We start from the raw sequence: 25,700 nt of genomic DNA, 5'->3' as shown, positions 1-25,700 counted from the left end.
GCGGTCACACGCTCCCTCTAGGATGATCCGGTGATCGATCTGCAGCTCCTGCGCGACAACCCTGACCTCATCAAGGCCTCGCAGGAGGCGCGCGGCGCCTCCGTCTCCGTCGTCGACGACGCGGTGTCCGCGGACACCGCCCGCCGCGCTGCGATCACGTCGTTCGAGGCGCTCCGCGCCGAGCAGAACGCCTTCGGCAAGACGGTCGCGAAGGCGCCGAAGGACGAGAAGGCCGCGCTCGTGCAGCAGGCGCAGGCGCTCGCCGCACGCGTGAAGGAGGCCCAGGCCGAGGTCACCGCGGCCGAGGAGACCTTCGACCGCGTCGTGCGCGCGATCCCCAACGTCGTGCTGCCGGACGTCCCGAAGGGCGGCGAGGACGACTTCGTCACGCTCCGCACGGTCGGCACGAAGCCCGAGTTCGACTTCGAGCCGAAGGACCACGCCGACCTCGGCGAGCACCTCGGCATCATCGACATCCCGCGGGGCGTCAAGGTCTCCGGGTCGCGCTTCTACTTCCTCCGCGGCCTCGGCGCCCGGCTCGAGATCGCGCTCATGAACCTCGGGCTCGACCGTGCGGTGCAGCACGGGTTCGAGCCGCTCATCACGCCGACGCTCGTGCGTCCGGAGACGATGGCGGGCACCGGGTTCCTCGGCGAGCACGCAGCGGAGGTCTACCGGCTCGAGGCCGACGACCTGTACCTGACCGGCACGAGCGAGGTCGCTCTCGCCGGGTTCCACGCCGACGAGATCCTGTCGTTCGACGAGTTCGACGAGTCCGGCGACCCGATCCGCTACGCCGGCTGGTCGACCTGCTACCGGCGCGAGGCCGGGTCCGCGGGCAAGGACAACCGCGGCATCCTCCGTGTGCACCAGTTCAACAAGCTCGAGATGTTCTCGTACGTGCTCCCCGAGCAGGCCGAGGCGGAGCACCAGCGCCTCGTCGCGATGCAGGAGTCGATGATGCAGGACCTCGGGCTGCACTACCGCGTGATCGACGTCGCCGGCGGTGACCTCGGTACGAGCGCCGCGCGCAAGTACGACATCGAGGCGTGGGTGCCGACGCAGGGCACCTTCCGTGAGCTCACGTCGACGTCGAACTGCACCACGTTCCAGGCCCGCCGGCTCGACGTCCGCTACCGCACCGAGAGCGGCAAGACCGCGCCCGTCGCGACGCTGAACGGCACGCTCGCGACCACCCGCTGGATCGTCGCGATCCTCGAGACCCACCAGCAGGCCGACGGGTCGGTGGTCGTGCCCGAGGTGCTGCGCCCCTACCTGGGCGGCGTCGAGGTCATCGAACCCCGATGAGCGCCCACGAGCGGTTCGTCGACGGGTCGGCGCAGGGCGGCGGGTCCGCGGCTGGTACTGGCGGTGCTGCGGCGCCGGCGCGCACGAAGCGATGGCTCGTCGCGCTCGACGTGGACGGCACGACCATGCGCGAGGACGGCGTCATCACCGACGCCGTGATCGCGGCCGTCCGCGAGGCCGAGGCAGCCGGGCACGAGGTCATGCTCTCCACCGGTCGCAGCGAGGGCATGACGATCCCGCTGCTCGAACGCCTCGGGCTCCGCTCGAAGTACGTCGTGTGCGCGAACGGAGCCCTGACCCTGGCCCGCCAGGACGACGGCACCTACGCTCGCGTCCACGTCGAACGGTTCGACCCGACCGAGGTCCTGCAGGTCATCCACGGCGCGCTCGCGAACGCGGCGTTCGGCGTCGAGGACGAGACCGGCCACTTCCTGCTCTCGGGGAACTTCCCCGACGACACCATGACCGTCGCCGGCGAACACGTGCCCTTCGAGCAGCTGCTCGGGACCGAGGCGACCCGCGTCGTCGTGATCTCGCCCGGGCACGACACCGAGGACTTCCTGCAGGTCGTCGAGCGCATGGGACTGCAGAAGGTGTCGTACTCGGTCGGCTGGACCTCGTGGCTCGACATCGCTCCCGAGGGTGTGACGAAGGCCACCGCGATGGAGCGTGTCCGCGAGTGGCTCGACATCCCTCGCTCCCGCGTCATGGCGGCGGGGGACGGGCGGAACGACATCGACATGCTGCGGTGGGCGTCGACCTCGGGCCGCGGTGTCGTGATGGGGCAGGCTCCGGATGACGTCGTCGACGCGGGCAACGAGCTCACCGGCGGGGTGACCGACGACGGTCTGGCCGCGGCGCTCGACACGCTGCCGCGCTGACCGACACCGGGCCGCTAGACTGCCCGGGACACGATCACGTCTCGCCACGTGGTCGTGTCACGGAGGGTTGTCCGAGCGGCCGATGGAGCCTGTCTTGAAAACAGGTGGGCAGTGATGTCTCGTGGGTTCGAATCCCACACCCTCCGCACATGGGGCTTTTCGGAATCTCCGACGGAGAGGTTTCGGAAACTCGACCCACTTCCGCGCTGTTGCGGGGAAGTGCGGTTGCGATTTTGGGCGGCGAGTCGCGGAAGCCGGAACGGGTTTCTAGGACTCGCCGTCGTCCGGCTGTAGTCAACGGATGCCCGTTCGGCCCGCTCATCTGGGGTTTCCTCGCTCATCGTCATTCAGTTGAGGTCGTATGCAAAATCGGCCGGTTCCGGGGCACGTCTGCGTTGTTGAGCTTGAGTGCGGTCGCGTTGACCGCGCAGCGAGGCGATGGCTCCGGCGTGGAGATCACAAGCGCCGCGGTTCTGGCTACCGACGTGTGGGGCTTGAACCTGGTGGGCGGGTCGGCGCCTTCCGAGCCGTATGTGATGGCGCAGGAGTTGCCGTCCGCGAGGTCGGGACACGCGCTTCGCGTCGCGCAGCCAGTTCGGTTGGGCGGTGCGCGCGGGAGGGTCGGCGGTGCTCGCGCTAGGCGTCGTCGCGGCGTAGCTGATCCGAGGAAACGGAAAGCTTTTGAGATGGCCCTTCGTGCGCAAGGCTTCGTGTTAACTTCTGATGGTGTTCGCGCCGCAGACGGTGCCGCGCTTCAAGGAAGGGCAGCCGCTCCGAACGAGGAGGAATCTGCCCGGCTGTGGGGTCGTGGTGTTCGCGCGGACGTCCGTCTGGGTGTTGGACCGATCGATCCGGCCACTGTGCGGCCGCGCCTTGTGGCGGTCCGCGACGGCAGGAGCGTCGACGGTCTTCTGTGGCGGTGGGCGGTGGCTAGGCTTCCGGAGCATCCGTCGCATGGTCACGGTCGTCGCGCACGGTTTCTGGTTGTCGATGATGGCCATGCAGGACGACTTGTTGGGGTTGTCGGCGTCTGTGAGCCGCGGGTCGATGACCCGATCCGTGATCGTTGGATCGGATGGGATGCGGTGCAGCGGCGTCGGGGCTTGCGGCGGCTGACCCAAACGTATGTTGCGTCGTCGATTGGGGGATACGCCGGCGAGGTCGGGGACGCGGCGATCGCATCGCTTCTCGCCGCCGGTGCCGGGCGAACCCTGATCGGCGGGGAAATAGGCGAAGTGCCACTCGCCGTGATTCTTGGGTCGGACCGACATCTTCCTGCGTGCGGTCCGGTTGCACAGCCCATCGGGACAGGTGCGGACACGTTCTTGGAGGTGATTGGTGCGGCCGGGAGACTCCTACGTCGCGCCGCCGCTCTGCAGTTGACCGCGGCGGCAGTCCCTTCCGAGCGGGCCTATCCCGGAAACGGCCGCGTTGCTCGGTCGGGCTTGGCAGCTATGGGGCTGCCGCGCACGGCGCTGCGCCTCGTTGGGTCTGGGACCACCGTCCGAGTGCTCGCTGACGTGGACCCCCGCGAGCAGCTCCGGCATCACACGCCCGAATCTGCTGTCGCTTGACCGCAGCAACGGGGTCCTCACCGCGGAAGCCTTCCCCGGTTGGTCGTACGGTGCGCACGCTTACCGGTCGTGGCATCCCGTGTCGTTGACGTCGCGCTACCTCCCTTCAGTGGTTGAGGGTCGGTGCCGCCCGGCACCTTTGGCTGGTGCCGTTGGTGGAAGCGCAGAAGTCTCGCGTCGGGGTGAGTGAGGGATGAGCCCCCGCTCGAACTGCTTCAGTTTTCGTGGAGACAGTCCGCGTCGATGAGAGCGATCGGCCCAGGGTTAGGGCTGGTCGCGGTCGGCGATGAGCTGCTGCCGATGAGTTGCGCGGGACGATCTCGCGAGCAAAGTACGCGATTCAGCACGCTCGCCGCCGACCAATTTCTGTGACGAGTGTCCGCTTTTCAAGACGCCTCCATCCCCGTCCTGATGCGGATCGAGCCGTCCTCAAGGCGAAAATGGGCGTGCCCTGAGCGAGGGTGCCCGGTGGAGGGTCTGGTGCGGCGCGCACCGAATCGCCATGGTTGTTACCACCGGCAGGGATCCTCTCAGCCGGTGCCGTCCAGCTGATTTGGGCGACGGCTTTCACGGGCCATCGTCACCACCACCACAGCTCCCGGCACCCCGACACCGACTGCTCGCGCCTGATGCAGACGGTCCAACGCAAGGAGACCTGAACGCCGCATGCACGCGCTTCCCGCGCGGAACATGCGGAAGGCCGCCCAAGCTGTTCACGCAGCGGACGGCCCTCGCAGTGACATCTCTCTGGAAGTCGTCTGCGACACTAACGCGCCCACTGACCACGGTCAAGGATCGCGACGTGTTCCGCATGCCCGCTCCTCACACGGCCCCACCCGCACCCACGAGCCACACCGAAGTCCTGCGCCGAGACCGCTGCGGCGTTGCCGCAACGGACATCGACCGACGAGGCGTCCACCAGGCGCCGCAATGCAGCCGCCTCGGCCGCCAGTACCGCCGAACCGGCCGCAGCCCGTCATCGCGGTGGAGGCATCGTGATCGACGACGACGAGAATGCGCCGGTGCTGTTGTCTCGCGTGAAGGGCGGCCCGCTTGAGATCGACGCGGCTACCCTGCTCGGCCGCTACACCCCGTCGCGGTGGAGTCCGTTCTGGGAGACGACTGGCAAACACTTGCTGCGCGAGTGGATCCTACAGACGGACATCACCACGATGCCCACGTTCCTGGCCGTGCAACAGGCACTGTCGAGACAGATCTTCTGGGCGCACGAACTCGGTCTGGACCTCACACCGGAGGTGTTGCTGAGCGAGCGGCACATCAACGCGTTCGTGGCGACGGGTCTCGGTTCGATCTCGAACAACACCCGGAAGGCGTACCGCACCAGTCTGCGCCGCGTCGCACGCGGAACCCTCCGCAAAGTACCCCAGGAGCGCAAGCACCCCACCTGGAACCACCGCGGCATCGCGCCGCCGTACACGCCCGACGAGCTAGCCGAGATCGACGCAGCCGTCCTGCTCCAGACCACGCGGCTGCGCACCCGGTTCTTCGACTCGTGGGTGTGCTTTTGCGTCGGAGCGGGAGTCCGCAACACCGAGCTGCGCTTCATTGCCCGCTCCGACATCACCGAGGACGACGGCATGTTGCTCGTGCACATTCGATCTCCACGCGAGCGAATTGTCCCGCTGCGCCGAGAGTACGCCGACCGAGTCCGCGCACTCATGGCCGCCCATCCTGAGGAACCTCTCGCGGGCCCGTTCCGGCCCGATCAACGCGATCCGCTCCTCCGTCCGCGCAGCCGTCTCGTCATCCCGGATTCGGTGTCAAAGCCCGACACAGAACGATTCCGCTCGACGTGGCTGGTCCGACTCCTTGACGACGGGTTCCCTCTCAACCGGATCCTCGAGTACGGCGGTCAAGCCTCGTACCGATTCGACAGCACCATCCCCTACCTCGATGAACGAAAGGACATGGCGCGCGCCGACCTCCGACGCGCCGCCGGGTACGACGCATGAAAACCACTCCCACCCCTAGCGGGTCTCGCCCCCATCCTCGTTTGCGCGGTCGCTGGCTCGCCGGCGGTGCGCACGCCCTCGATCGCACCCGCCGACGGCGCCGCATCGTCGGATGCGGCGCGACGGCCTCCATCGTCTTGACAACGCAGGACTTCGGAGGGTCGATCGCATCTAAAGCCCGATCTCAGCCACAGTGGTTGGACATGTTCGACCCAACTGGCATGCTGCTCGCCGACCACGACGCCGAAGACGCCGCGTGAACGCCAGCAAGCTCGGCCGTATCGCCAGCCACGGCGATGGCGAGCTGACCCGCACGAGCACCCTCGACCGGCTCCGATACGCCGTCGCGTGGCTCACCGCGGACGGCCGACTCCCCACCACCGCCTCGGCCGCCAGGCCGCTGAGCTGCCGCCGCGCGATCACTCTCGCGATCAAGATCATTGACCGATCCGACATCCAACGAAGCGTCCTCTGGTGGGACGAGCGTCGACCCGGCCCCAAACGGCACGTCACGCTTCGCACCATGCTGATCCTCATGATCGCGTACCAGGTGCAGCGGCCCGACCGGGACATGGTGTTCCTCGACCTGGCGAAGTGGGCGCTCTGGGAGCTGAGTAACCAGGACCGCATCCGCGCGGGCCTGACACACGAAAAGTGGCACTACTACAAGATGATCGGCGCGTTCCACGGCTTCGTCGAACTAATCGACGACGAAGACTCCCCGCACCGCGTCGCCCAGGCCGGAGTCATCCGGGAACGCATCCCCGAGCTGAGCACCCGCGACAGGATCCTGAATACGCTGATCGCAGCATCGATCCCCGACTCGTGCCCTGCGACGAAAGTCGCGGCGATGGACTCCACAGACATCGAAACCTCAGCTGCTCTCCGTGCCCAACTGGCGCGCCCCGACGGCGACGACGAATACGTACCCGACCACGCCAAGGACGAAAAAAAGTGGGGTCTGCCGATCGGCCAGCTCCTCAGAGGCACCGACGGACGCTTCATCCTCAGCGACGACATCGACGCCCGCTGCGGATATCGCACCGTCGTCAATGGCAACCGGTCCACCAACTTCGTCGGCTGGGACGCCCACGTCCTAGTCGATGCCGGATGGTACGGCGCCGAGCACTACGTGCAATTCATCCGAGGCATGGTGCTCCGACCTGCCGGATCGCACAAGGGCGACGCCGGAATCGCGCTCCTAGACAGCATCGACGACCGTTTCGCCGTCGACACGTTGTGCTCAGACCGGGGATACAGCTACTCCGTGGCATACCGCTGGGCCCTGCCGCTCCTCCGACGGCGCATCACCTGGGTCCACGATCTGCATCCCAACCAACGGACCGAGCGAGGGCTGATGAAGCACAAGATGTTCAAGCATGTCGTGATCATTGACGGGACGCTGTTCACAAAAGCGCTGCCGCAGGCGCTCCGCGAGCTGCCCGCTTACCACCCAGGCATGTCCAAAGCCGAACGCGGTGAGCTGACCGCCAAGTACGACGCACGTGCCAAGTACGCGTTCGTGCCAAACGGTGACCCCAAGCCCGACGGCAAGTGGCAATACCGCGGCCCCGCCTACCTCGGCCACATCGACTGCCCCAACGTCGATCCCCACCGTGCAATACAGCGCGGCGCCCCACCCACAAACTGTGTGCCCGGCGGGGGCTGCTGGTGCGACAAGACGCCGACACTCGAAGCTGACGAACACATTCGTATCCGGCAGAAGTACATCTACGGCACCAGCAAGTGGCTGGCCTTCTACGGGATGCGTAACGCCAGCGAGGCGAAGATGGCCGACCTGAAGAAGAACTTCGGCACGATGCGACGGGCCAGCAGCACCGTCACGGGTACCACCGCCAACGCCGTCCTCTTCGCCATCCGGTGCATCGCCATCAACACCGCTCTGCGACACTCTGCGTACGGCGACGAGGTCACCCTCACATCAACCGACGTCCGCACCGTTTCCGTCGGGAAGCGCCGCCGCTCGCAGCGCCCAACCCCTGCGCACCGGCAGAAGGGACCCAAGACCCGGCCGCCGCGCAAGAGCGGATACGTGCCGTCGCAGCACGAAGGCACCCGGTGACAGCACGATCGCCTGCAGCGAGGAGAGCGTCGTCGGGGCGAATCGGGGGATCACACCCTGCCGAGCCTTCCCAGCGTCGGTCGGCAACAGTCCGGTGCCCACCAGACGGCCGATTATAGAGATTATAGATTCTGCTGCATCGGCGCGGTTGGGGACGGGAACGTCGTCGACATCCCCAACCGCGCCGCAGCGTGGCCCCCACTGCGCTCAAGAGGGTGAGGCCCCGCGGCCCAGCGATAGCCGGAGCATCGGACCGCTCGAGGTCGACGTTCAGGACCCGTGGAACTCTTGCACGACGCTCGTCCAGAGCTGCGCGCGCCGTTCCGGGTCGAGTGCTGCGCGGTAGCGTGCAATTGCCGCGTCCGAGGGCGGGCGGTTCTGCCGCCACGCGGATCCTGCACCGCCGACAGGTTGAGGGTGCCGTCGCCCCGTTCGACGAAGCAACTCGTCCCACCGATTGTCGGCTTCGACGGTTGCTGCCCGCTCGTCATCGGTCCGGTGGAGGGTCGCCAGATGTTTTCGCAGTCGTCCTCCGTCGACGGGATGCAAGCGCCACAGGGCGTCAGCGAGATTGGCGGCGACGGAGTCGAGGTCGCCGTCCCACGCGAACGATCCGGCGAGGGTCGCCTCAACGCCGAGGTAGGGGAACGGGCCGAACCAGACGATGTCGTCGGGCTCGACTTCCTTCCGGCGCACCTCGACGTCCAGGCTTGCGAAGCGGACAGCGTTGCCGTCCGGGGTGTGCAGTTCGGCAGGCCATGTGGTCGGACCGAACCCCCACCGCTGATAAGCGGCCCCGCCGCCGATCACGGCAACGGATTGTCCGCCGGCACGCGCTCGTCGTGCACGCGCCCATGCGGGACGGGTGGGGTCGAGGAGGACCCAGGCCGCTTCCGCGCGCAGCGCGGAGTCGAAGGCCGACCGGTCGGCCACGCGATGCACCCACACGTCCGTTCCGACGCGTTCGACCTCGCCCATACGAGATAACGTCGCCATGGCTCGTCGCCCCTCCCGCGCAGCGCGTGCAGGGGCGATCTGCGGCAGCGTCACCAGTCCGCCCTGGCTGACGGCAAGCTCGATGACGCGCTTCCGGATGCGGTCGACTGGTTCGAGTGTCTCGTTTCGCCAGGATCGTCCACTGCGGCTGTTCTCCGCGGAGCGGACCCTCATTAGTTCGACTCGGTCTCGGCCGTTTTAAGAGCGTCGACCTCGAGCGTCCCGAGTCGCAGGATCACCGTGTTCCCGGGCATGCCGATCACAGATAGCGCCACGGTCCTCCGACCCCCCGAGTCGACGCGGCCGCCCACGTGCATGTGGCCGTGGAAGCTGAGACTCGGCTGGACCTGGTCCACGAGGTGATCGATGCGGCTTCGACTCGAAGCCGAGAGGTTCAGACGATCCGCGTTCCACCGCTGGTGCGCCTCGAGGGTCCTCTCGACAGCTGCGATACCGGCGTTCGGCGGCTCGTGAGTTAGCAGGACGTCGACGCGGCCCCCGGCCGCGGCCCGTCGCATGTCGTCGTCCGTGGGAATCTCCGCCGTGCCGCGGTCCGCGTCCAGTGAGACGGCACCGCCGAACGACAGGAACGTTCGACCGCCGATGTGAAACCGGAGCCCTCGCGGCAACGCCCAGATGTGGGGAGTGAGTCGTCGCGGCCGCTCGGGATGCGCAAGGAACGCCGGTTGAAGCGACGACCAGTCGTCGTGGTTGCCGGGTGTGAGGAGGAGCCGTAGCCGAGCGCGGCCTAGTTCCGCGTCGAGTTTCGGCAGGAATCCGTCGTAGAGATGCAGCCGCTGCTTTCCCACGCGGCGCGCGGGCACCCATCGCAGGTCGCCGAGGTGAAGCATGGTGCGCACCGACGGGTGCTGCCGAGCGAGGCGGCGGATCAGCGGGAACACGGCTTCCCCCCGGGATTCCCAGTCGCCGGAGACGGCGACGGAGGTCTCACCGTGGATGGTGAAGTCGTCGCCCATGCGGCCGGTCCCGGTCGGCCACCGTCGGCGCTCGGCACCGTTGAGTCGGAGCCGGTCCATGCCGTGCTGGCGTCCGGGGCCCTCCGCCGGCATCATTCCGGCCCGACGTTCGACGTCGAGGTTGGCTTCGTTGGCGCTTCGAGCGGGACGATCATGGCGAAGGGCTTGCCGTGGAAGGTGAGGATGAAACGCCAGCCTTGACGGAGCCGGACAACGACCTGCTCGTCACGGTGCAGCCGCGTCGCCGAGATCACGCTGATGAGCCACGGCTTGGGCCGATACTCGGACGGAGCCTGCTGCTGGTGCGCATGGTTGAGCATCCAGCAGGCGAATGACATGGGATCCATGCGGAGCGCCGCAGCTGCAGCACGGATTCGCCGCCGTTGAGCGGCACGGTCCTCTTGCACGCGTTGAGCGGCAGGCTCGTCCAGCCTCGGCGGTGTCGTCATCTCAGCCTCCCGGCCCGTCGTTCTGTCCATTGCGTGGACGAACTCAACACGCGATCCTCCGACTGCGCAATAGTCAGACGACCGGCCGGAGAATTGCTTACAGTAACTGCTGTTCGCGCATTTGTCTCATATGTCGTTAGCAGGCCGGACGGGGGCGCGGCAGCTGACTGAAGCAGCTTGCGATTGGCGCAAGAAGCCTGCGTCCGCGCCGTCACAATATTCGTCGTGAACTTTTTCAGCGTCGCGCGCTGGTGCGCCAGGCGACGGTACGCTGTGCCAGAACAGCGCGAGCCGGAGCGCGATTGCGTCCGGCTCGATCCGCGCGGTCGTCGGCAGCCCTGGAAAGTGGCCGAATGATCGCAACGGTAGCGCTGATATGAGATGTGGCCACCCTTCCAATGAAAGGACGGCGGAGCAATCTTCGCACGACGTCGGTCGCGCGTTCAACTGCGCCTGTCGTCACTTTGGAAGGATCGTCATGGCCAATCCACACCGTGAGGCACTCGAGATTCGAACGCGCGCTCGTGCCGCGCGCGATGACGTGGTACGTCGGCTGCAATCGACGAACGAGACGTACCGGAGGAGCGAGGTTGATCGCCGCCATCTCATGGTCGCGGCGACGGAGTTCGGCCTCTCGATCCGCCAGATTGCCGAGCTGATCGACGAGAACCCCTCATCCGTCGCGTTGTGGATCAAACGCGCGCGCGAGGCAGAATTCGAAGGCAACTCTTCGAGTTCGACGCAGTCGCGTATCTAGCTGCCGCTTCAAGCCGTCGTGGCGGCCGGACGACCGTTTGGGACTGCTGCAGGTTCGGTTGACTCCTGACAGGTAGGGCGTTGGCTCCTGCTGGAAGGATGTGCGCCATGGTGAAGGCGTATCCGGAAGAGTTCCGCCGTGACGTGATCGCGGTCGCCCGGAAGGGCGAGACGTCGGTGCGGCAGGTCGCGAAGGACTTCGGCGTCTCCGAGTCCTGCCTGGCCCGCTGGTTGCGGCTCGCGGACCGCGACGACGGCATCAGTGTTGGAGCGGCGCCGTCGGCGAAAGCGATGGAGCAAGTGGAGCTGCGGGACGCGCAGAAACGGATCCGGCTGCTCGAGCAGGAGAACGAGATCCTCCGCCGGGCAGCGGCGTACTTCGCCCAGTCCCAGCTCCCAAAATGATCTACCCGCTGGTCCTCGAACTCGCCGCAGACCGGATCCCGGTCGCGGTGGCCTGCCGGGTGCTGGGCTTCACGAAGCAGGCGTTCTATCGGTGGCGTGCCAGCCCTGTGTCAAAGCGGGACTGGGACGACGCGCACCTGACCAACGCAGCGATCGACGCGCACCGCGACGACCCGACGTTCGGGTATCGGTTTATCGCCGACGACCTCCACGCGGCCGGCCTCCGGGTTTCGGAACGGCGGGTGTGGCGGCTGTGCTCACAGCAGCGGCTCTGGTCGTTGCATGCGAAGAAGCGCGGCCTGAACCACAAGGCCGGGCCACCGGTGCACGACGACCGGGTCCGACGGGCATTCACGGCACCAGACCTGGACCGGCTGTGGCTGACGGACATCACCGAGCACCCGACCGGCGAGGGCAAGCTTTACCTCTGCGCGGTCAAGGGCGCCTGCTCGCGGCGCATCGTCGGCTACTCGATCAGTGACCGATGCGGTCCTCGCTCGCCGTCGCGGCCCTGCATATGGCGGTGCACCGCCGGAACCCGGCCGGGACTGTTGTGCACTCGGACCGGGGCAGCCAGTTCCGGTCGAAGAAGTTCGTCCGCGCGCTCAGCGACGCCGGGCTGCTCGGATCGATGGGCCGCGTCGGTGCGTGCGCGGACAACGCGGCGATGGAATCGTTCTTCGCGCTCCTGCAGAAGAACGTCCTGAACCGGAAACGTTGGGCGACCCGGGAAGAGCTCCGGCTGGCGATCATTACCTGGATCGAGGCGACCTATCACCGGAAACGACGGCAACGAGGTCTGGGGAAGTTGACCCCTATCGAGTACGAGACGATCATCAACCCAACGGTCGCACTCGCGGCCTAAACGAACGAGTCAACCGAACCTGCAGCAGTCCCGTGCATGTCAGCAGGGTCAACGCGGCAGTGGGTAGGTGAGTGCGGCACGAGCGTCCTTCCATTATCAGTGTGAGTTGTGTGATGTATCGAGTACACTGTTTTACACAACGCTCTCTAGGTCTGCAACTTGACGACCGGGCAAAACTGTAATACTATGTATGCATGCCAGTCCCGAAGCCTGCTATAACCGCGTCTCCTCGTGCGCTCCTGCGCGACGTCGTGTACGCCAAGATGCTCGACGCCATCCAGGACGGCACGCTTGAGCCCGGTGAGCGGCTGAACGATGACCAGCTCACCGCATGGCTCGGTGTGTCGCGGACGCCCGTCCGGGAAGCGATTGCACGGCTCGAGTCGGAGGGGCTCGTCGAGATGGCCGCCAACCGGTACACCCGTGTCGCGGGCCTCTCCGGTGCCGCGCACGACGAAGCCGCCGACCTCCTTGACGCATTGCACTCGTCGGCGATTGCACGCGCTGACACAGCTTCGGCACACACGCGGAAGGTCGCGGCTACGGCCGGTGGCGAGGTAGCGGACTCGCTCGCAGCGCACGACCTTGCTGCCTACCGGACCTTGCTTGACACGGTCGGTGCGCTCATAGCCGCACAAGGGAACGCCCTATACGCGGCAACAGAGCGAGCAGTGCGAGGCCGCGTGATCTTCCACGCTGCCGCGGCTGACGCTCACATCGACTGGGACGCTGCCGCGAGAACCGCCGCTGCCCTCGCTGCAATCTGACCACACCAATTGCGCTGCACCTTCGGGATGCGGGTGTCGGTGCGAGACGACGCGGCCCCGGGTAGATGCCGGGGCCGCGTCGTGGGTGGTGTGTGATCGGTGCGTCAGCTCGAGAACCCGGAGAAGATGGGGCGGACGGTGACGCGCATCGGCTGCTCGGCGAGCAGGTCGATCACCTCGTCGTGGTTGGCGTCGATGACCGGGTTCGCGAAGTGCCGCTCGAAGGAAGCGTCGTCCTTGTAGAACTCGAACGCCCAGAGCGTGTCGGGGTCCTCATCGTCGCGGCAGAGCACCCAGTCGGTGGGGCCGTCGGGGTCGCCGGTGAAGTGCAGGTCGTTCGTGAGCTGGAACAGACGGTCACCCTTGCCGGGCTTGGCCGTGAACTTCAGCACCGTGCCGGGCTGGCTGGGGTTGAGCGGCATGACAGGTCTTCTTTCGAGCGCGGCGGGGGTGGGGTGGCTACTCGGCGTCGCCGGGCAGGGCGGGGATCGCGGAGTAGGGGTGCGCTTCGATGCGCACCGGCGGCTCGGCGAGGAGGTCGATGATCTCGTCCCGGAGCTCGTCGGCCATCGGGCTGTTCTCGTAGCCGTTTTTGGCCTCGACGGACCGGAAGACCTCGATGTTCCACAGCACGTCGGGGTCGTTGTCTTCGCGCAGCATGATGAACCGGTCCGAGGAGCCGGACTTCTCCATACCGACCGTCGCGAGGTGGAACAGGCGATCTGCCATGCCGGGCTTGGCGCGCATCTTGATGATGTACGAGGGCTGGTCCTTGAAGGCCATAAGGGCTTCCTTCCGTTGTTGGAACCGTGTTCCAGAAGTATGGAACACTGTTCCAATATGTGTGAGGATGGTTCTGTGACTGATCTAGGACCGAGACCCGAGCGCAGGTCCGATGCGCTGACCAAGGCCCGGATCGTCGATGCGGCGATCGCGATCCTCGACGCCGGCGGGGCAGACGCGCTGACCTTCCGCGCTCTCGCCGCCGACCTATCGACCGGCGCCGGCGCGCTCTACCACCACGTCGCGAACAAGGGTGAGCTGCTCTCGGCCGCAGCGGCCGAGATGATGACGGCGGTCCTCGCCAACGCTGGACACGCGGACCCGGCCGCGAGCATCCGCGCGGTGACCACCGGCGTCTTCGACGCCATCACCACGCACCCGTGGTTGGGGTCGCAGCTGGTCGCAGCACCCTGGCAGCCCGCGGTGCTGCAACTCTTCGACCGCATCGGCTCCGAGGTCACCGCGCTCGGCGTGCCCGAAGCGGCGCAGTTCGACTCCGCCTCCGCGCTTGTGCACCACATCCTCGGCGTTGCGAGCCAGTACGACGCCGGCCAGCACCTCGACCAGGCCGAGGCTGACCGACCGGGGTTCATTGAGTCCTCGGCATCACCGCTGGTCACGCCGGACAGTAGCCGGTACCCGTTCCTGGTGCGGATCGAGCAGCAGCTCGTCGAGCACGACGACCGCCAGCAGTTCCACGCAGGGATCGAGATCATCCTCACCGGCATCGCCGCGCTTCGCGGGGAGGGGTCCTGATGGAAACGCTGATCGCATGGAGCGGCTTCCTGGGGGCGTGGCTCCTGGTCGCCGGCCCGCTCTACCAATGCGTCCTCGAACTCCGTGAGGAAGACGTCGATCAGACCGGAGCCGACCCGGCGTCGCCGATCGCACCACCACCACCGCCGTCGCCGTGGTGGTGGTTGCTGCCCCCGGTGATGCTGGTCCTCCGACGCCGCCGGAGCGTCGCCTACCACCGCACGATCCTCGCGGTGCTGACACCGCAGCAGTGTGAGCACAGTGAACGGTTCATCCGTAAGGCAACTGGTTGGTTCGTCGTCGCAGTCGGCGGCTCGTTCATCGCGATCAAGGAGACGTGGGAACTCGCGGAGCATAACGAGTGGCACCCCGCCGTGTTCGTCCTGGTCCTCGTCGTCATGCTCGCACTCGTGGGCGGGAACACTGTCTGGCAAGCCAGCCGCTGGTCCCGGAAAACGGGTCCCGCTGATACCGAGCGGCGGTCTCGCTGACCGATCGTCTATCGAGACAGCTTCGTAGAGGGGCGGCGCGGCCAAATTAGGCTGGCGAGATGAGTTTCACCGCGCTGCACCGAACGACGGGTGCTGCCCCTGGGCCCATCACTGACGAGCTGCTGAACGATGCCGTCGCCGCGGGAGTTCGTGAGACACGGGACCTTGACTGGAAGTCAGAGCTACCGCCGCGTAAGAACATCACACAGACAGACTTCCCGAAAGACGTCGCTGCGATGGCCAACAGCGGCGGCGGCGTGATCGTGTACGGGGTGCGCGAGGCGCAGAAGGCCGCCACCGAGCGCGTGCACATCGTCGAGTTCGATGAGGGGTACGAGCGAGCCCTGCGCAGTGCGGCGGTAACGGCGATTTCCCCACCGGTATTCGCGTTGGGCGTGCATGTCCTTGTTGGCGACGACGCACTGGCAGTGGTCGTCGAGGTGCCGGCGAGCGTCGATGGGCCGCACTTGATCTACCGCAATGACTACTTCGGCGCACCTGCGCGGAACGACGCCGATACGGTCTGGATGAAGGAGCGCGAGGTCGCGAACGCCTACCGTGCTCGTTTTGATGAGCAGCGGCACGCTCGAGAAGCCTTGACCAACCTGTATGCACAGGTGAGTGATCGGCGGGCGACGGTTCCGCATGCATGGCTCTATGCGGTGGCGTCGCCACGTGTTCCGAACGTGACATTCGGGATGGACCGTGATGACGCTCGCGACGTCTTCGAGGCGGCATTCACCCTCGCGCAGGGCTGGACGAACGGGATCGGCGTGCGCCCGCTGACGGCCGTTGAGTGGTACAACCCTCGGCCGGGCCTGCGTAGCTGGATAGCGCCGAATCGCGGCCAGGGCGCGCAAGCATGGAATGAGACCTGGGCGAGTGTTTATCGGTCTGGCGCTGCCGGGTTGGCGTGCGCGGTCGGTGGGCACCGAAAGTCCATCGACGGCTACTTCGAGCCGACGCAGGTCGAATCGACCGCGATCGAGAATGCAGTGGCTGACCTCCTCGCGCTTGTTCGTGTGCTCGCCAAGCGTGGGAACGGGTCCGAGTACGACGTGATGGTCGGTATTGAGTGGGCCGGTACCGGTCCTCTGGAGATCCTGACCAGGGACGGCTTCGGGCAGACGTACGACGGTGTTTCGACTCCAGTGCATCGCTACGTGCCCGTGGAGGTCACCATCGACGCGGGCGCGGACGAGGACGCGTTTCGGAGCCAGATGCGTGACCTAGCGCTGGACTGCATCAACCAGGGTGGGGTGTCGTACCTGCAGGCGATCTTGGGGGAATGAGACGAGGTACCGTGCGTCCGCTCGCCAACGGTCGGTAGTGCCCTCGTCGAGGCCCAGGGCAACGCCCTGTATGCCGCGACCGAGCGAGCCGTCCGGGGGCGCGTGAGCTTCCACGCAGCCGCCACCGACACGCACATCGACTGGGACGCCGCGGCCGCCACCGCTGACGTGGTCGACTCAATCTGACGCCGATCGAGCCGGGAACGACGTCCGTGTCGCCTAGGCTGTTGCAGGCGGCGCAAGTGTTGCCACTGGTGATGTGGTGGCGACCCGAAGGCCGCCGCATCGATCTGGTTGCTGGTCCGTCAACGCTCGAGCCGTCGGGGTGCTCTGCGAACGCATGCCCCGGAGTCACCGATGCGCAACGTCCACCAGGCCTCGCTCGAGCATGTCCTTCAGGGACAGTCGGCGGCTCGATCTCGGAGCGTCCGAAGCGTCGTTCTGTCGGTTGCCGCGACGCTCGCGGTCGTCGTCGGTGCGCTCGCATCTCCGTCGATGGCCGGTGCCGCCGATGGGACATCGAGCAGCATCCCGATTGGTGCGGACGTGTACGCGATCGCGGCTGCGCCGGACGGTACTGTCTACACGGCGGACGCCGGCAACGCGGTGACGCGGATCACCGGCGCCGGAACGAGCGCGCAGACCGTCACCTCCATCCCCGTGGGGCGCGCACCCAGATCGGTAGCAGTCGCACCGGACGGCACGATCTACACGGCGAACTCTGACAACACGGTGACACAGATCGGCGACCCCGGCGCCGCAGACCAGAGCATGACCAGCATCCCGCTGGGACAGACTCCGGTCGCGATCGCGGTCGCGCCCGACGGAACCGTCTACACCGCCAACGGGAACAACACGATCACCCGGATCGCGGCTCCTGGGACACCGAACCAGAGCGTGTCTACGGTCACGGCCGCGACAGTCGCTGGGCGCCTCTGCGCGATCGCAGTGGGCTCGGACGGCACCGTCTACGCGGCACCTTGCGACTACGGAGGCACCGCCAAGATCGTTCGACTCACGGGCTCCGGGACGCCGGACCAGCGTGTGACGGTGATCGACACGCGCCTCGTCAACCGCGTGCCCTCGCTCCCGGCGATCGCGGTGACACCGGAGGGGACGGTCTTCCTGACCTACCAGACACAGGCCGGCCTCATCCAGGTCTCCGACCCGACATCGGCCGCGCCGACCATCTCGACGTTCCGGACGACCAATGTGTCCTACTCGCTCACTGCCGGCCTCGACGGCTCCCTCTACCAGGCGAGCAGTCTGAACGAAGTCCTGCGGATCACGAACCCTGCTTCGAACTCACGAGTCGTGACAGCGGCGGCCGTCACCTCCTCCCCGATCGACGTGGCCGTCACGGGCGACGGCACCGTGTACACGGCGAACCGCGACGACACGGTGACACGTCTCGCCCCCGCCGCCTTCACCCCACGATCGCCCGAGTTCACCGCAGCGACACCTCCGAGCACCGCGACGGTGGGGTCGGCGTACTCGTACACGTTCACCGCCGGTCCGAACACGTCCGTCCGCACGACAGCACGGTTCACCCTTGCGCCCGGGGACACGCTCCCCGCCGGCCTCACCCTGGACGCCACGACCGGGATGCTCTCGGGTACCCCGACCACACCCGGCACGACGCGCTTCCGCCTCGTCGCGGCGAACACATACGGAAGCGCGACGACGGACCCGATCACGATCACCGTCCAGCCGGCGCCGGTGGCGCCGGTGTTCACGGCATCGTCGCCGGCCGCGTCGGCCACGGTCGGTTCCGCGTACTCGTACACGTTCACCGCCTCGGGGGTGCCTACGCCGAGCTTCGCGCTCGCGTCCGGTGATGCGTTGCCGGCGGGTCTGACCCTGGATGCTGCGTCCGGGGAGCTCTCGGGCACACCGACCACCACCGGAACCATCACGTTCCGTGTGGTCGCATCGAACACCGCGGGCACGACGACCACCGACCCGATCACGATCACCGTCCAGCCGGCAGTTCAGCCGCTGGAGACGCCGACCCTCACGTCGCCGACCGCGGGCGAGCAGATCACGAACCCGGTGACCTTCACCGGAACCGGGACACCGGGTGACTTCATCGCGCTAATCGCTTACCCCGCGGGAACGCCGCCGCAGTCCTCGCAGCCCGTCGACGAAGCGTTCGCAGCGACCGACCCGGTTCGGGTGGGAGCAGACGGGAACTGGACGGTCACGCGGACCCTTGACCCGGGAGAGACGAGCGTCTTCGCTGTGGCATTCGCCCGTGACGCCGCCGGGGCTGTCACGAACACGTCGGCGCCGTCGACGGTGCGGACGTTCACCGTCGCCGCATCCGCCTCGACGCCCGTCGGTGTGTCGCCGTCCGCGACGCGTTCACCGATCGCATCGGCCCGACCCGGCGCCGGCGAGCTCGCGTTCACGGGCGTCAACGGGGCCGGCCTGCAGGTAGTGGCCTCGATCGCAGCGCTCCTAGCCGCCGTCGGCGCGGGCTTGGTGATGATCCGGCGCCGGCGGGCCGCACGACGACGCTGACCCAAGCCAAGACCTCCATGTCCGGTAGCCGATCGGTATTGAGACGCCTCATCGCGTGGCCTGAAAAGGCCGGGGTGCTGGGCGGTGAGAGCTAGACCGGGGTGATGGCGTCTGCGCGTGATGTAAGGACGCCGGCGGCAAGGCGCACCCGGGCTTGGAATCCAGGTGCCGCGGGCAGGTGGATGGCGTTCACTTTGTGTCGTTCGCCAGTGGTGATGTTGATGGCATGGAACGTGAGGACGCGTTTTCGCTCGGTGTACATCAGGATCTGCTTGCTCGTGTACCAGCCCGCGCAGATGGCGTCTTCGATCTCCGGAGCGACGGGGACGGGCACGATCTCGTCGTTTAAGAGGTCGTAGACGGCGGTTCGGTGGCTTCCGGTGTACCGGCTCCCGAGGTTGACCTGGTGGCCGAGCAGGTACCGGTTGTCGGGGCTCCACACCGCTGACCCGGCGATGGTGAATCCGAACAGCAGCGAATCCCAGGTGCCGGTGTCAATATTCACGACGACGGCGCGACCAACGGGGTTGCGCGGCCAGTACTGGCTGATGACGACATGGCGTCCGTCTGCGGAGTACTGGAGCATCTGACCGTCAAGACTGCGGCTCAGCAGGTCTCGCGTGGGGAGTGTTATCCAGCCGTCTTTCACGACCACGTCGGGGTCCCGAAATGACGGCACCGGGTCTCCTGGGCGGAGGCGGATGCGGTAGGTCGTCTCGGCAGGCCAACCGCTGGGCCCGGCCTTGTGCTCTACCCAAAGTTCCTGGTTACCGATGCCGTGGAACGGCTCGATGTGCCTCGGGAGCTCAGGGCCAACTGTCTCGATCCCGGTGACGACGTCCATCGAGGCGTACTCCAACTCTCGACGTCCGACCCAGCGTGAGCGCAGCGTCGCACCGTCGATCGACAGCTCAAATTTGAGCCCTGCCCGCTCTCAATGCAACGGATTGAGGACCTTCATCAGGCCGCGTCCGGGTTCCCACCCCCTGATTGCCGGCCCGGCCAGGATGAATGCCAGCGGCGCGCTCGGTCGCCCCGATCGTGCTCGGCCTGCCAAGAGTTCCTCCTCGTCGGATGCAGCGCCTCTACGCCGCACCTCGATCATGATGTGGTCTCCCTCCCGCGGGTAGTCCCCATTCGAGCGTGAGCGCGACGAAGCAGGTCTCGGCAGCCAATCGGCTATCGGACGGTCCGGGCGGCGGTCCACTCGCGGTCGAGCATCGCGTACTGGTAGCCGTCGACCCAGCCCAGGTCGGCGTGCCTTGAGTCCTCAATGCCGTGCTGCTCGCGGCGCATGCGGCCCCGCGGGCGCGGTCGTGTTCGCCTGGCAGTACGAGCACGGAGGGGCCGGTTACGGTCCGTCCTCTCCTGAGCCCGTGCACACCGTCACAGGGACCGTGACGTTTCCTGAGACGGCTGCAACCGGTGTCGACGCCGACCGCATCGCGGCCGATGTGCCCTCGAACTTCTGGGAGTGCGACCACGACCACGACCAGGTAGATGTCACCAGTTCCACCGTCACCGCGCGATGAAAACCGCCCAGACGTCCGCAAGCGGGCGGGCGAGGGGTCCGCCCCTCGCGCACGACTCGCGGAGCAAGAGGCCCGTGCGCTACAACAGCATGCTGCCGAGCTGCGCCGCGATTCCGTGCGCCAAGCACGAGTCGACGGGATACAAGCTCGACGCGACTGCTACTGGTGTCACAACTGCTCGTGTGCGGCAGACCGACGCCGACCCTGCGGAGTCTTCATTCTTCCCGCACTACGCATCGATTGCAAAGATAAAAGGGTGACCGCGCCTCAAGATCAACCGAGACACCCGAGCTTCGGCAGCACCAAACATAATGGAGGGGGAGCGGCAGCTGTCGCTGCCCGCTCCCCCTCCATTAGTGAGTGCGTTAGTTGTCGCGCCTGTTGAGCGCGGTGACGATAGTGCTAATTAAAGCGAGCACTCCGAACGCAGTACTCACTGCTAGTACGACTATCGCGCCAGCTGCACCCTGATTTTTGGGGTGCGCATCCGCCTCGTCGAAAGCAATGACGAAGATTGCAATCCCAGCCAGGAAACCAACGCCGCTAGCGATCAGCGCCGCCAAACTGATACGGTATGCGACCTTCATTGTCAGCTCCGATCTAGTTGCAAAGATGGGAAGTATAAGCTTCGTAGCTGGAACGGCGCAGGAAGGAATCCAAGTTCCATGACGGCTTCCAGTAGGCAACTTGCGCATGGCACTTGTACTGCCACCACATGTTAGTGGTGTTCGCACTTGGTGCCTTTTTCACCACCTCTGCCCAGCCGGCCTTGTCTGCGTACTTCAAACCTGCCATCGAGCGACCCCAAACCGTGGGGTAGACGTAGAGCGTCTTTCCTCGCTTGTCGCGGCTGACCCACTTGACTTTATCAATGACATTGATGCCCAGATAGGGGTCGGCCACCACCGGGAACGTGGTTGCAGCGTCCGGAGTGATCACCTGGGTCAGGAGGCTTCCGTCGAGCTCGTAGTGCGTAGGAACGTCCAGCCCGGCGGCATCTTTCGCCCATGCCGCCGCGATACCGCCCAGCGGGTAGCCGTTTGCATCGGTGACTGCAACCGAACCATCGGACTGCTGGGCCACTGTCGCTCCCTGGGGCACCGCGAGCGGATACGCGTACCTGGTTGGTGCGGTAGCGTCAGCCATTACCGTGTTCACCTGCACGGAACTGTCTGACTTCAGTACAGCGACGGTCGACGATCGGTTGCCGTTGTCGTAGGAAACGACACCGGCGGATTCGACGAATCCGGCCGTTGCTTGTGCGGCGAAGGGAAGGCTCAGCGCGACCGTTGAAGCAGGAACAGTAGATACGCTGCCTGTCTCGGGGTCAGTGGTCGACTGCGCGGGGGCGGAAAGGGTTACGCCTTCGCTCGGCGCGGTCGAAATGACTGCTGAGTCTTCGGTGGTGGAAGAGGTTGGGGTGCTTGCAGCTACGCCCGCTCTGGTGGTCGAGTCGTTGGCGAGGTCCTCAAATCCTTCCGGATTTGCCGTTTGAACGGCCTTCACAAGGCCGCTCGGCTCTCCATTGTTGAGACCGAACGCGTAGTGGGTTTCACCGCCAATGCCGCCGGAGTAGCTGGACGTTGCGCTGATGTCGTACCAGCCGGGTGCCGGGTGCACGACGAATGCAAGGGTCGATGCTCCGGTTGCGGACATGTCCTGCTCGACGGTGTCGTGACCATTGACGTCCGCGGCCAACGTCCCCGATCCGTCACCAGTTGCAGGCATCGACACCGTGCACGTGATGTCCGACGATGGCAGGACGTTGGTCCAGGTGCCTGCCGCATACGCCTTCGGGCAGGAGATCTTCGGCGCTACAGGGTTGATGTACCAGCCCTGTACGTCCACAACGTAATTGGTGGCCTTTGCGGCGTTGCGCAGGGAGATCTTCCCGTTTGCGCCGAGCGGCACCGTGATGGTGTTGGTCTGGATCTCGCTGGTCTGGAAGTTGATTGCGCTTGTGTTCGGCTTGGTCGTGCCGTCGGCCCAGGCGTCCGCGTAGCCGTTGCTCCCACCGTGCGCGACGATCAGGGTGAGCACGACAGCCGTGACACCGGAACCCATGACAGGCACGCCGGCGGTACCGGCGATCTGAATCGAACGAGTCTCGTTCTCTGCCAGCGCCGTGTTGCCAGTCGCGCGTGAGTCATACGCGCGGCCGTAGGCGGGGGTGAAGACAGCGCCGCCCTTGCCTGCGGCGGTGAAATAGCCCTGCAGGTCGACCAGCACGTTTGCGGTCGTCGAGCCATTCGCGATCGTGATCTTGCCGTCCGCTGACAGCGGCACCTGCGCTTGGATCGACGTTGATTCGGACGGGGCATAGTGCAGCGCGTTCGCCGGCTTTGTGCCACCGGTCGCATACGGGGTGAGATATCCGTCAGCGTCTGTGCCGTTAATGGCAATGAGGTTGACAACGACCGCAGATGCTCCGGCAGGGATGCCGTTCGCACCCGTGATCTGCACGTCGATGCTTTTCCCTGGCGCAACTGCTGCCTTCGGGGCGCCGAGGCCCGAGCGGGTGTCGACGATGCGCTTCGCGACCGGGACGAATCCCCCGGCGGCGGTGCCGTCGGTGTTGACCGTGTAGTAGCCCTGCACGTCAAGGATTAGTCGGGAGGCGGTCTCCGTCATGACCTGGATTGTTCCGTCGGCGCCGACCGCGACTGTGCCGGTGTTAGACGAGTACTGCCCGGAAACGCCGCTGTAAATCAGCATCGTGGTGCGGCCGGTGTCAGTGTTCGGACGGCCGAAGAGCGTGCCAGCGCCCGTCGAAGCACCGACCGTCGCGTTCAGCGAGACAGCGCCCACCGAGCCATCGTCGGGCAAGCCGGCGAGGCCGGTCACCTTGATCGTCCGGTACTTCCCAGCCTCCATGGGAGTGCTAAATCCGCCCGTGCCGACCTTCGTATCGAGGATGCGGCCGGTAGACGGGACGAACACGCCACCGGTGCCGGTGTCGTTGAGTGCTTGTGCTGGTGTTGCAACCAGCAGAGAACCAATCAGTGCCAACGCACCGAGAGTGCCAGCCATGAGGCTGCGCTTCCTCGTGCGCGGAGCGTGCAGCGACGAGCGCACGAATCCCCCTATGTCATGTCGACAGCACGAATTGCTGTCAGCTAGCGCAGCATAGGAGAACGCCGACCGGGGCTGCTTGACCCCTGTTCGGGGGCATCGAGCAAAACAGCAGATCAGGGACGGTAGTACCGCCGCGGGCTTAATGTTTGCTCAGGGAAGCGGTCGTCGTATAGCGGCAGATTGGACGGCAGCCGCTTGAGCTGAAGTTCCATCAGCTTTGGGGATATTCCCTTCGTTCGACCGTAGGGAACCGTCGGCCCCCGCCGACGGGGACATCGGCACACCGGTCAGGGTATGGACACCTGCCCAACTTGCCGAGCACGGGGCTGTCCTAGGAGCCCCACCCGCCGGGCTACCCGAAAGCTCGAATCCACCACACGATGAGAACACCCCGCCTGGAGAGGGACTAGGCAATGGGTTCCGAAACGTCCACACCTACCGCCGCGGCACGTCGTAAGGCTCGCCCCAAGGGCTCAAACGAGCAGATCGTTCGCCTCAACGTCAATCTCAACGCTGAGACTGCCGAAGCACTGAAGGAGATCGCTGAACAGCGTGGCATCTCCTTCACGGAAGCAGTCCGACGCGCGATCTCTGTCTACAAGTTCATCGACGATGAGACGCAGGAGGGCCACCGGATTCAGACGGTGGACCCGGAGCGGAACCAGGTCCGTGAACTGGTCCTGATGTAGGCACGAACACGACAAGCGGGGGTCGAGCGTTCTGCTTGACCCCCGCTTTTGCTTGCCATCACCAGACCTAGGACATCCCTTGGCTGGCCGCGGCGCTCAGGCGACAAGCATCAGCCGGCGGGTTTGGCGATGGTCGCTCCCGTGAAAGCCGGGGTCGACGACAGGACGAAGTCGTGCTTTTCGAATACCTGAAACAGTCACGTAGCGAAGTCAACGCGCTGGACCCTCGGCGTGATGTCGACGTCCGCGAACTGCGACTTGAGCGCGTCGCTGGTTGTCGACGCTTGAATATTTGGGTACGTCAGGGTGAGTTGAAGGTCCCTCGCCCCGGCCTCGGCGAGCAGTCGGTTCGCGGCAGCGGGGGCTCAGGTCTGCGCTGGCGCGCAGCAGGCGGGCTCGTAAACAGTTTCGAACTTAGGCACATCGGCGCTCTCAGATACGGCCGCTCCGGCCGGAACGGCCAATGCGTTCGCTGGCATCGCCGAGACGGTAATGCTGGTAGCAGCACCCGATTGCACTAGGCATCCTGCTGTCTTTCGCGGTGTCAAAGCGTCTCAAGTGCTCATCCACGGTACCGTAGCGGCATGAGTCAGGTCACCGAGCTGGATGATGTCGTAGCGGACATGCATCACCTTCAGTCCCTTGCAGCGTCCAGTGAAGAGCCGCGGGACGTGAGAGATGCCGTCTATGCAGTAATTGTGCGCATCAATAATTTCATTCCGCGGGTCCGTGAAAGTACCGCACATTCGCAAGTTATTGACATGGTTGTCAACGCCCTCAAGGAAGCAGTCGAAAAGCTGGTGGAGGTAAGTGATCAAGCTCCGGGAACCAAGCTTTGGGATGACTTGTTCATCAAAGCGCTAGATCGGGTTGATACGGCTTCAAGCTATCTTGGTGGACGCTTTGTCGAATAAGTGTGAGTTGGGAGACGTGTTCACGCCTAAGGCCGATCTTCTGACATAAGAGGCCCCTATCGGCGAGAACGACAACGGCCGGCGCCCACAAGGGGTGCCGGCCGTTGCCGTGGTGAGGGAGTGTCATTGTGCGGCGTCGTACGCGTCGCGGACGGCTTGGCTGATACGTCCGCGGCTGGAGACCTCGTGGCCGTTCGCGTTCGCCCATTCGCGGATCTTGGCGAGCTCGTCCGAGTTGCCGCGCTTCGCGGCGGTGCCACCGCTGGTGCGGTTCTGGCGGCCGCTGACCTTGCGGGCGGCGGCGACGTAGTCGGAGAACGCCCCGCGGAGCGCATCGGCGTTGTCGTCCGAGAGGTCAATTTCGTAGTGGTTGCCGTCGAACGAGAAGGACACGGTGCGGCCCTTGCCCTCGTCGATGGTGTCGCCGGTCAGGTCATCGACCAAGTGGGTGGTGACTCTCTGCGCCATAGGAAAGCCGCCTTTCATTCGAGGGGTTGCGTTTCTACTGTGGCATACAAATTGCTCCGAACTCTGCGTCATGACGGCAGCGGTCGAAGAAGGCCCTGCGGGGCAGAATGGGAGCGATGACCGAGACCACGCCGATCCCGTCC

General features: G+C 65.8%; 23 protein-coding genes, 1 tRNA gene and 1 pseudogene. 16 read left to right on the top strand and 9 right to left on the bottom strand.

The window, feature by feature from the left end:
• Positions 1-30: 30 nt before the first annotated feature.
• The 6 genes from serS to D8M35_RS02360 all read left to right on the top strand — a co-directional run bounded on the left by serS (position 31) and on the right by D8M35_RS02360 (position 7,819).
• On the top strand, positions 31-1,308 hold the full coding sequence (gene serS / locus D8M35_RS02385; protein WP_126890374.1) for a serine--tRNA ligase: 1,278 nt from the start codon (positions 31-33) through the stop codon (positions 1,306-1,308).
• The gene (locus tag D8M35_RS02380; protein WP_126890373.1) at positions 1,305-2,189 is read left to right on the top strand and encodes an HAD family hydrolase; all 885 of its coding nucleotides are present in this window, start codon (positions 1,305-1,307) and stop codon (positions 2,187-2,189) included. The genes serS and D8M35_RS02380 overlap by 4 nt, the downstream gene beginning before the upstream one ends.
• 61 nt (positions 2,190-2,250) lie before the next feature.
• Positions 2,251-2,335 (top strand) — tRNA-Ser (locus D8M35_RS02375).
• Positions 2,336-2,338: 3 nt separating this feature from the next.
• Positions 2,339-3,763 (top strand): Druantia anti-phage system protein DruA, encoded by a 1,425-nt coding sequence (locus tag D8M35_RS17270; RefSeq protein ID WP_126890372.1) that lies wholly within the window; start codon positions 2,339-2,341, stop codon positions 3,761-3,763.
• A gap of 995 nt (positions 3,764-4,758) precedes the next feature.
• Complete coding sequence (locus D8M35_RS02365; protein WP_126890371.1) at positions 4,759-5,736, top strand: tyrosine-type recombinase/integrase; 978 nt, start codon at positions 4,759-4,761, stop codon at positions 5,734-5,736.
• Positions 5,737-5,992: 256 nt separating this feature from the next.
• Complete coding sequence (locus D8M35_RS02360; protein WP_126890370.1) at positions 5,993-7,819, top strand: hypothetical protein; 1,827 nt, start codon at positions 5,993-5,995, stop codon at positions 7,817-7,819.
• 270 nt (positions 7,820-8,089) lie between these two features.
• Here D8M35_RS02360 and D8M35_RS02355 read toward each other — a convergent pair whose 3' ends face one another.
• From D8M35_RS02355 to D8M35_RS02345, 3 genes are all read right to left on the bottom strand, one after another.
• Positions 8,090-8,869 carry a hypothetical protein gene (locus tag D8M35_RS02355; protein WP_126890369.1) on the bottom strand — a complete coding sequence of 260 codons (780 nt, stop codon included), beginning with the start codon at positions 8,867-8,869 and terminating at the stop codon, positions 8,090-8,092.
• Positions 8,870-8,988: 119 nt separating this feature from the next.
• Positions 8,989-9,792, bottom strand: a complete 804-nt coding sequence (locus tag D8M35_RS02350) for a metallophosphoesterase (protein ID WP_161972567.1) — start codon at positions 9,790-9,792, stop codon at positions 8,989-8,991.
• Between the two features lie 92 nt (positions 9,793-9,884).
• The gene (locus D8M35_RS02345; RefSeq protein ID WP_126890367.1) at positions 9,885-10,130 is read right to left on the bottom strand and encodes a hypothetical protein; all 246 of its coding nucleotides are present in this window, start codon (positions 10,128-10,130) and stop codon (positions 9,885-9,887) included.
• A gap of 589 nt (positions 10,131-10,719) precedes the next feature.
• Between D8M35_RS02345 and D8M35_RS02340 the strand changes: the two genes are divergently transcribed.
• From D8M35_RS02340 to D8M35_RS02330, 3 genes and pseudogenes are all read left to right on the top strand, one after another.
• A complete protein-coding gene (locus D8M35_RS02340; protein ID WP_126890366.1) occupies positions 10,720-10,998 on the top strand; it encodes a hypothetical protein in 279 nt (92 codons plus the stop codon).
• Between the two features lie 107 nt (positions 10,999-11,105).
• Positions 11,106-12,267: pseudogene (locus D8M35_RS02335) on the top strand (IS3 family transposase).
• 194 nt (positions 12,268-12,461) lie between these two features.
• On the top strand, positions 12,462-13,034 hold the full coding sequence (locus tag D8M35_RS02330; RefSeq protein ID WP_126890365.1) for a GntR family transcriptional regulator: 573 nt from the start codon (positions 12,462-12,464) through the stop codon (positions 13,032-13,034).
• Between the two features lie 104 nt (positions 13,035-13,138).
• On the opposite strand, the gene D8M35_RS02325 is transcribed toward D8M35_RS02330, so the two are convergent.
• Both D8M35_RS02325 and D8M35_RS02320 read right to left on the bottom strand, forming a co-directional pair.
• A complete protein-coding gene (locus D8M35_RS02325; RefSeq protein WP_126890364.1) occupies positions 13,139-13,456 on the bottom strand; it encodes a putative quinol monooxygenase in 318 nt (105 codons plus the stop codon).
• A gap of 37 nt (positions 13,457-13,493) precedes the next feature.
• Positions 13,494-13,817, bottom strand: a complete 324-nt coding sequence (locus D8M35_RS02320; protein WP_162604346.1) for a putative quinol monooxygenase — start codon at positions 13,815-13,817, stop codon at positions 13,494-13,496.
• Positions 13,818-13,892: 75 nt separating this feature from the next.
• Here D8M35_RS02320 and D8M35_RS02315 point away from each other — a divergent pair, with 75 nt between their 5' ends.
• The 4 genes from D8M35_RS02315 (at position 13,893) to D8M35_RS02300 (ending at position 18,879) form a co-directional block, all read left to right on the top strand.
• Positions 13,893-14,573, top strand: a complete 681-nt coding sequence (locus D8M35_RS02315) for a TetR/AcrR family transcriptional regulator (RefSeq protein ID WP_202976512.1) — start codon at positions 13,893-13,895, stop codon at positions 14,571-14,573.
• Entirely contained in the window at positions 14,573-15,064 is a 492-nt protein-coding gene (locus D8M35_RS02310) for a hypothetical protein (protein ID WP_126890362.1), read from the top strand. Before D8M35_RS02315 ends, D8M35_RS02310 begins: the two co-directional genes overlap by 1 nt.
• A gap of 59 nt (positions 15,065-15,123) precedes the next feature.
• Positions 15,124-16,356 carry a helix-turn-helix domain-containing protein gene (locus tag D8M35_RS02305; protein ID WP_126890361.1) on the top strand — a complete coding sequence of 411 codons (1,233 nt, stop codon included), beginning with the start codon at positions 15,124-15,126 and terminating at the stop codon, positions 16,354-16,356.
• A 546-nt stretch (positions 16,357-16,902) separates the two neighbouring features.
• Entirely contained in the window at positions 16,903-18,879 is a 1,977-nt protein-coding gene (locus D8M35_RS02300) for a putative Ig domain-containing protein (RefSeq protein WP_161972566.1), read from the top strand.
• A gap of 91 nt (positions 18,880-18,970) precedes the next feature.
• Here D8M35_RS02300 and D8M35_RS02295 read toward each other — a convergent pair whose 3' ends face one another.
• Positions 18,971-19,723, bottom strand: a complete 753-nt coding sequence (locus D8M35_RS02295) for a hypothetical protein (RefSeq protein WP_126890359.1) — start codon at positions 19,721-19,723, stop codon at positions 18,971-18,973.
• 553 nt (positions 19,724-20,276) lie between these two features.
• On the opposite strand from D8M35_RS02295, the gene D8M35_RS17165 reads away from it, so the two are divergent.
• Positions 20,277-20,411 carry a hypothetical protein gene (locus D8M35_RS17165; protein ID WP_274542760.1) on the top strand — a complete coding sequence of 45 codons (135 nt, stop codon included), beginning with the start codon at positions 20,277-20,279 and terminating at the stop codon, positions 20,409-20,411.
• Positions 20,412-20,776: 365 nt separating this feature from the next.
• On the opposite strand, the gene D8M35_RS02285 is transcribed toward D8M35_RS17165, so the two are convergent.
• Together D8M35_RS02285 and D8M35_RS02280 are read right to left on the bottom strand one after the other, a co-directional pair.
• Entirely contained in the window at positions 20,777-20,998 is a 222-nt protein-coding gene (locus tag D8M35_RS02285; protein ID WP_126890358.1) for a hypothetical protein, read from the bottom strand.
• A 13-nt stretch (positions 20,999-21,011) separates the two neighbouring features.
• The gene (locus D8M35_RS02280; RefSeq protein WP_126890357.1) at positions 21,012-23,441 is read right to left on the bottom strand and encodes a DUF2599 domain-containing protein; all 2,430 of its coding nucleotides are present in this window, start codon (positions 23,439-23,441) and stop codon (positions 21,012-21,014) included.
• 458 nt (positions 23,442-23,899) lie between these two features.
• Here D8M35_RS02280 and D8M35_RS02275 point away from each other — a divergent pair, with 458 nt between their 5' ends.
• Both D8M35_RS02275 and D8M35_RS02270 read left to right on the top strand, forming a co-directional pair.
• The gene (locus D8M35_RS02275) at positions 23,900-24,175 is read left to right on the top strand and encodes a ribbon-helix-helix protein, CopG family (RefSeq protein WP_126890356.1); all 276 of its coding nucleotides are present in this window, start codon (positions 23,900-23,902) and stop codon (positions 24,173-24,175) included.
• Between the two features lie 584 nt (positions 24,176-24,759).
• Entirely contained in the window at positions 24,760-25,089 is a 330-nt protein-coding gene (locus D8M35_RS02270) for a hypothetical protein (RefSeq protein ID WP_126890355.1), read from the top strand.
• A 123-nt stretch (positions 25,090-25,212) separates the two neighbouring features.
• Here D8M35_RS02270 and D8M35_RS02265 read toward each other — a convergent pair whose 3' ends face one another.
• Positions 25,213-25,557, bottom strand: coding sequence for an Lsr2 family protein (locus D8M35_RS02265; protein WP_126890354.1), 345 nt, complete (start codon positions 25,555-25,557; stop codon positions 25,213-25,215).
• Positions 25,558-25,700: the final 143 nt, after the last annotated feature.

This window comes from Curtobacterium sp. HSID17257, assembly GCF_003989515.1.
Taxonomy (GTDB): domain Bacteria; phylum Actinomycetota; class Actinomycetes; order Actinomycetales; family Microbacteriaceae; genus Curtobacterium.
The sequence above is the reverse complement of the archived record's forward strand: the minus strand, read 5'-3'. Positions and strand labels throughout refer to the sequence as shown.

What these genes read in the sequence shown, in the direction of transcription:
- D8M35_RS02310 (WP_126890362.1), top strand. Translation starts at nt 14,573, where the DNA reads ATGGAAACGCTGATCGCATGGAGCGGCTTCCTGGGGGCGTGGCTCCTG.
- D8M35_RS02345 (WP_126890367.1), bottom strand. Translation starts at nt 10,130, where the DNA reads ATGTCATTCGCCTGCTGGATGCTCAACCATGCGCACCAGCAGCAGGCT.
- D8M35_RS02340 (WP_126890366.1), top strand. Translation starts at nt 10,720, where the DNA reads ATGGCCAATCCACACCGTGAGGCACTCGAGATTCGAACGCGCGCTCGT.
- D8M35_RS02265 (WP_126890354.1), bottom strand. Translation starts at nt 25,557, where the DNA reads ATGGCGCAGAGAGTCACCACCCACTTGGTCGATGACCTGACCGGCGAC.
- D8M35_RS02305 (WP_126890361.1), top strand. Translation starts at nt 15,124, where the DNA reads ATGAGTTTCACCGCGCTGCACCGAACGACGGGTGCTGCCCCTGGGCCC.
- D8M35_RS02275 (WP_126890356.1), top strand. Translation starts at nt 23,900, where the DNA reads ATGGGTTCCGAAACGTCCACACCTACCGCCGCGGCACGTCGTAAGGCT.
- D8M35_RS02320 (WP_162604346.1), bottom strand. Translation starts at nt 13,817, where the DNA reads ATGGCCTTCAAGGACCAGCCCTCGTACATCATCAAGATGCGCGCCAAG.
- D8M35_RS02295 (WP_126890359.1), bottom strand. Translation starts at nt 19,723, where the DNA reads ATGGACGTCGTCACCGGGATCGAGACAGTTGGCCCTGAGCTCCCGAGG.
- D8M35_RS02350 (WP_161972567.1), bottom strand. Translation starts at nt 9,792, where the DNA reads ATGGGCGACGACTTCACCATCCACGGTGAGACCTCCGTCGCCGTCTCC.
- D8M35_RS02330 (WP_126890365.1), top strand. Translation starts at nt 12,462, where the DNA reads ATGCCAGTCCCGAAGCCTGCTATAACCGCGTCTCCTCGTGCGCTCCTG.
- D8M35_RS02270 (WP_126890355.1), top strand. Translation starts at nt 24,760, where the DNA reads ATGAGTCAGGTCACCGAGCTGGATGATGTCGTAGCGGACATGCATCAC.
- D8M35_RS02280 (WP_126890357.1), bottom strand. Translation starts at nt 23,441, where the DNA reads ATGGCTGGCACTCTCGGTGCGTTGGCACTGATTGGTTCTCTGCTGGTT.
- D8M35_RS02325 (WP_126890364.1), bottom strand. Translation starts at nt 13,456, where the DNA reads ATGCCGCTCAACCCCAGCCAGCCCGGCACGGTGCTGAAGTTCACGGCC.
- D8M35_RS02380 (WP_126890373.1), top strand. Translation starts at nt 1,305, where the DNA reads ATGAGCGCCCACGAGCGGTTCGTCGACGGGTCGGCGCAGGGCGGCGGG.
- D8M35_RS17270 (WP_126890372.1), top strand. Translation starts at nt 2,339, where the DNA reads ATGGGGCTTTTCGGAATCTCCGACGGAGAGGTTTCGGAAACTCGACCC.
- D8M35_RS02285 (WP_126890358.1), bottom strand. Translation starts at nt 20,998, where the DNA reads ATGAAGGTCGCATACCGTATCAGTTTGGCGGCGCTGATCGCTAGCGGC.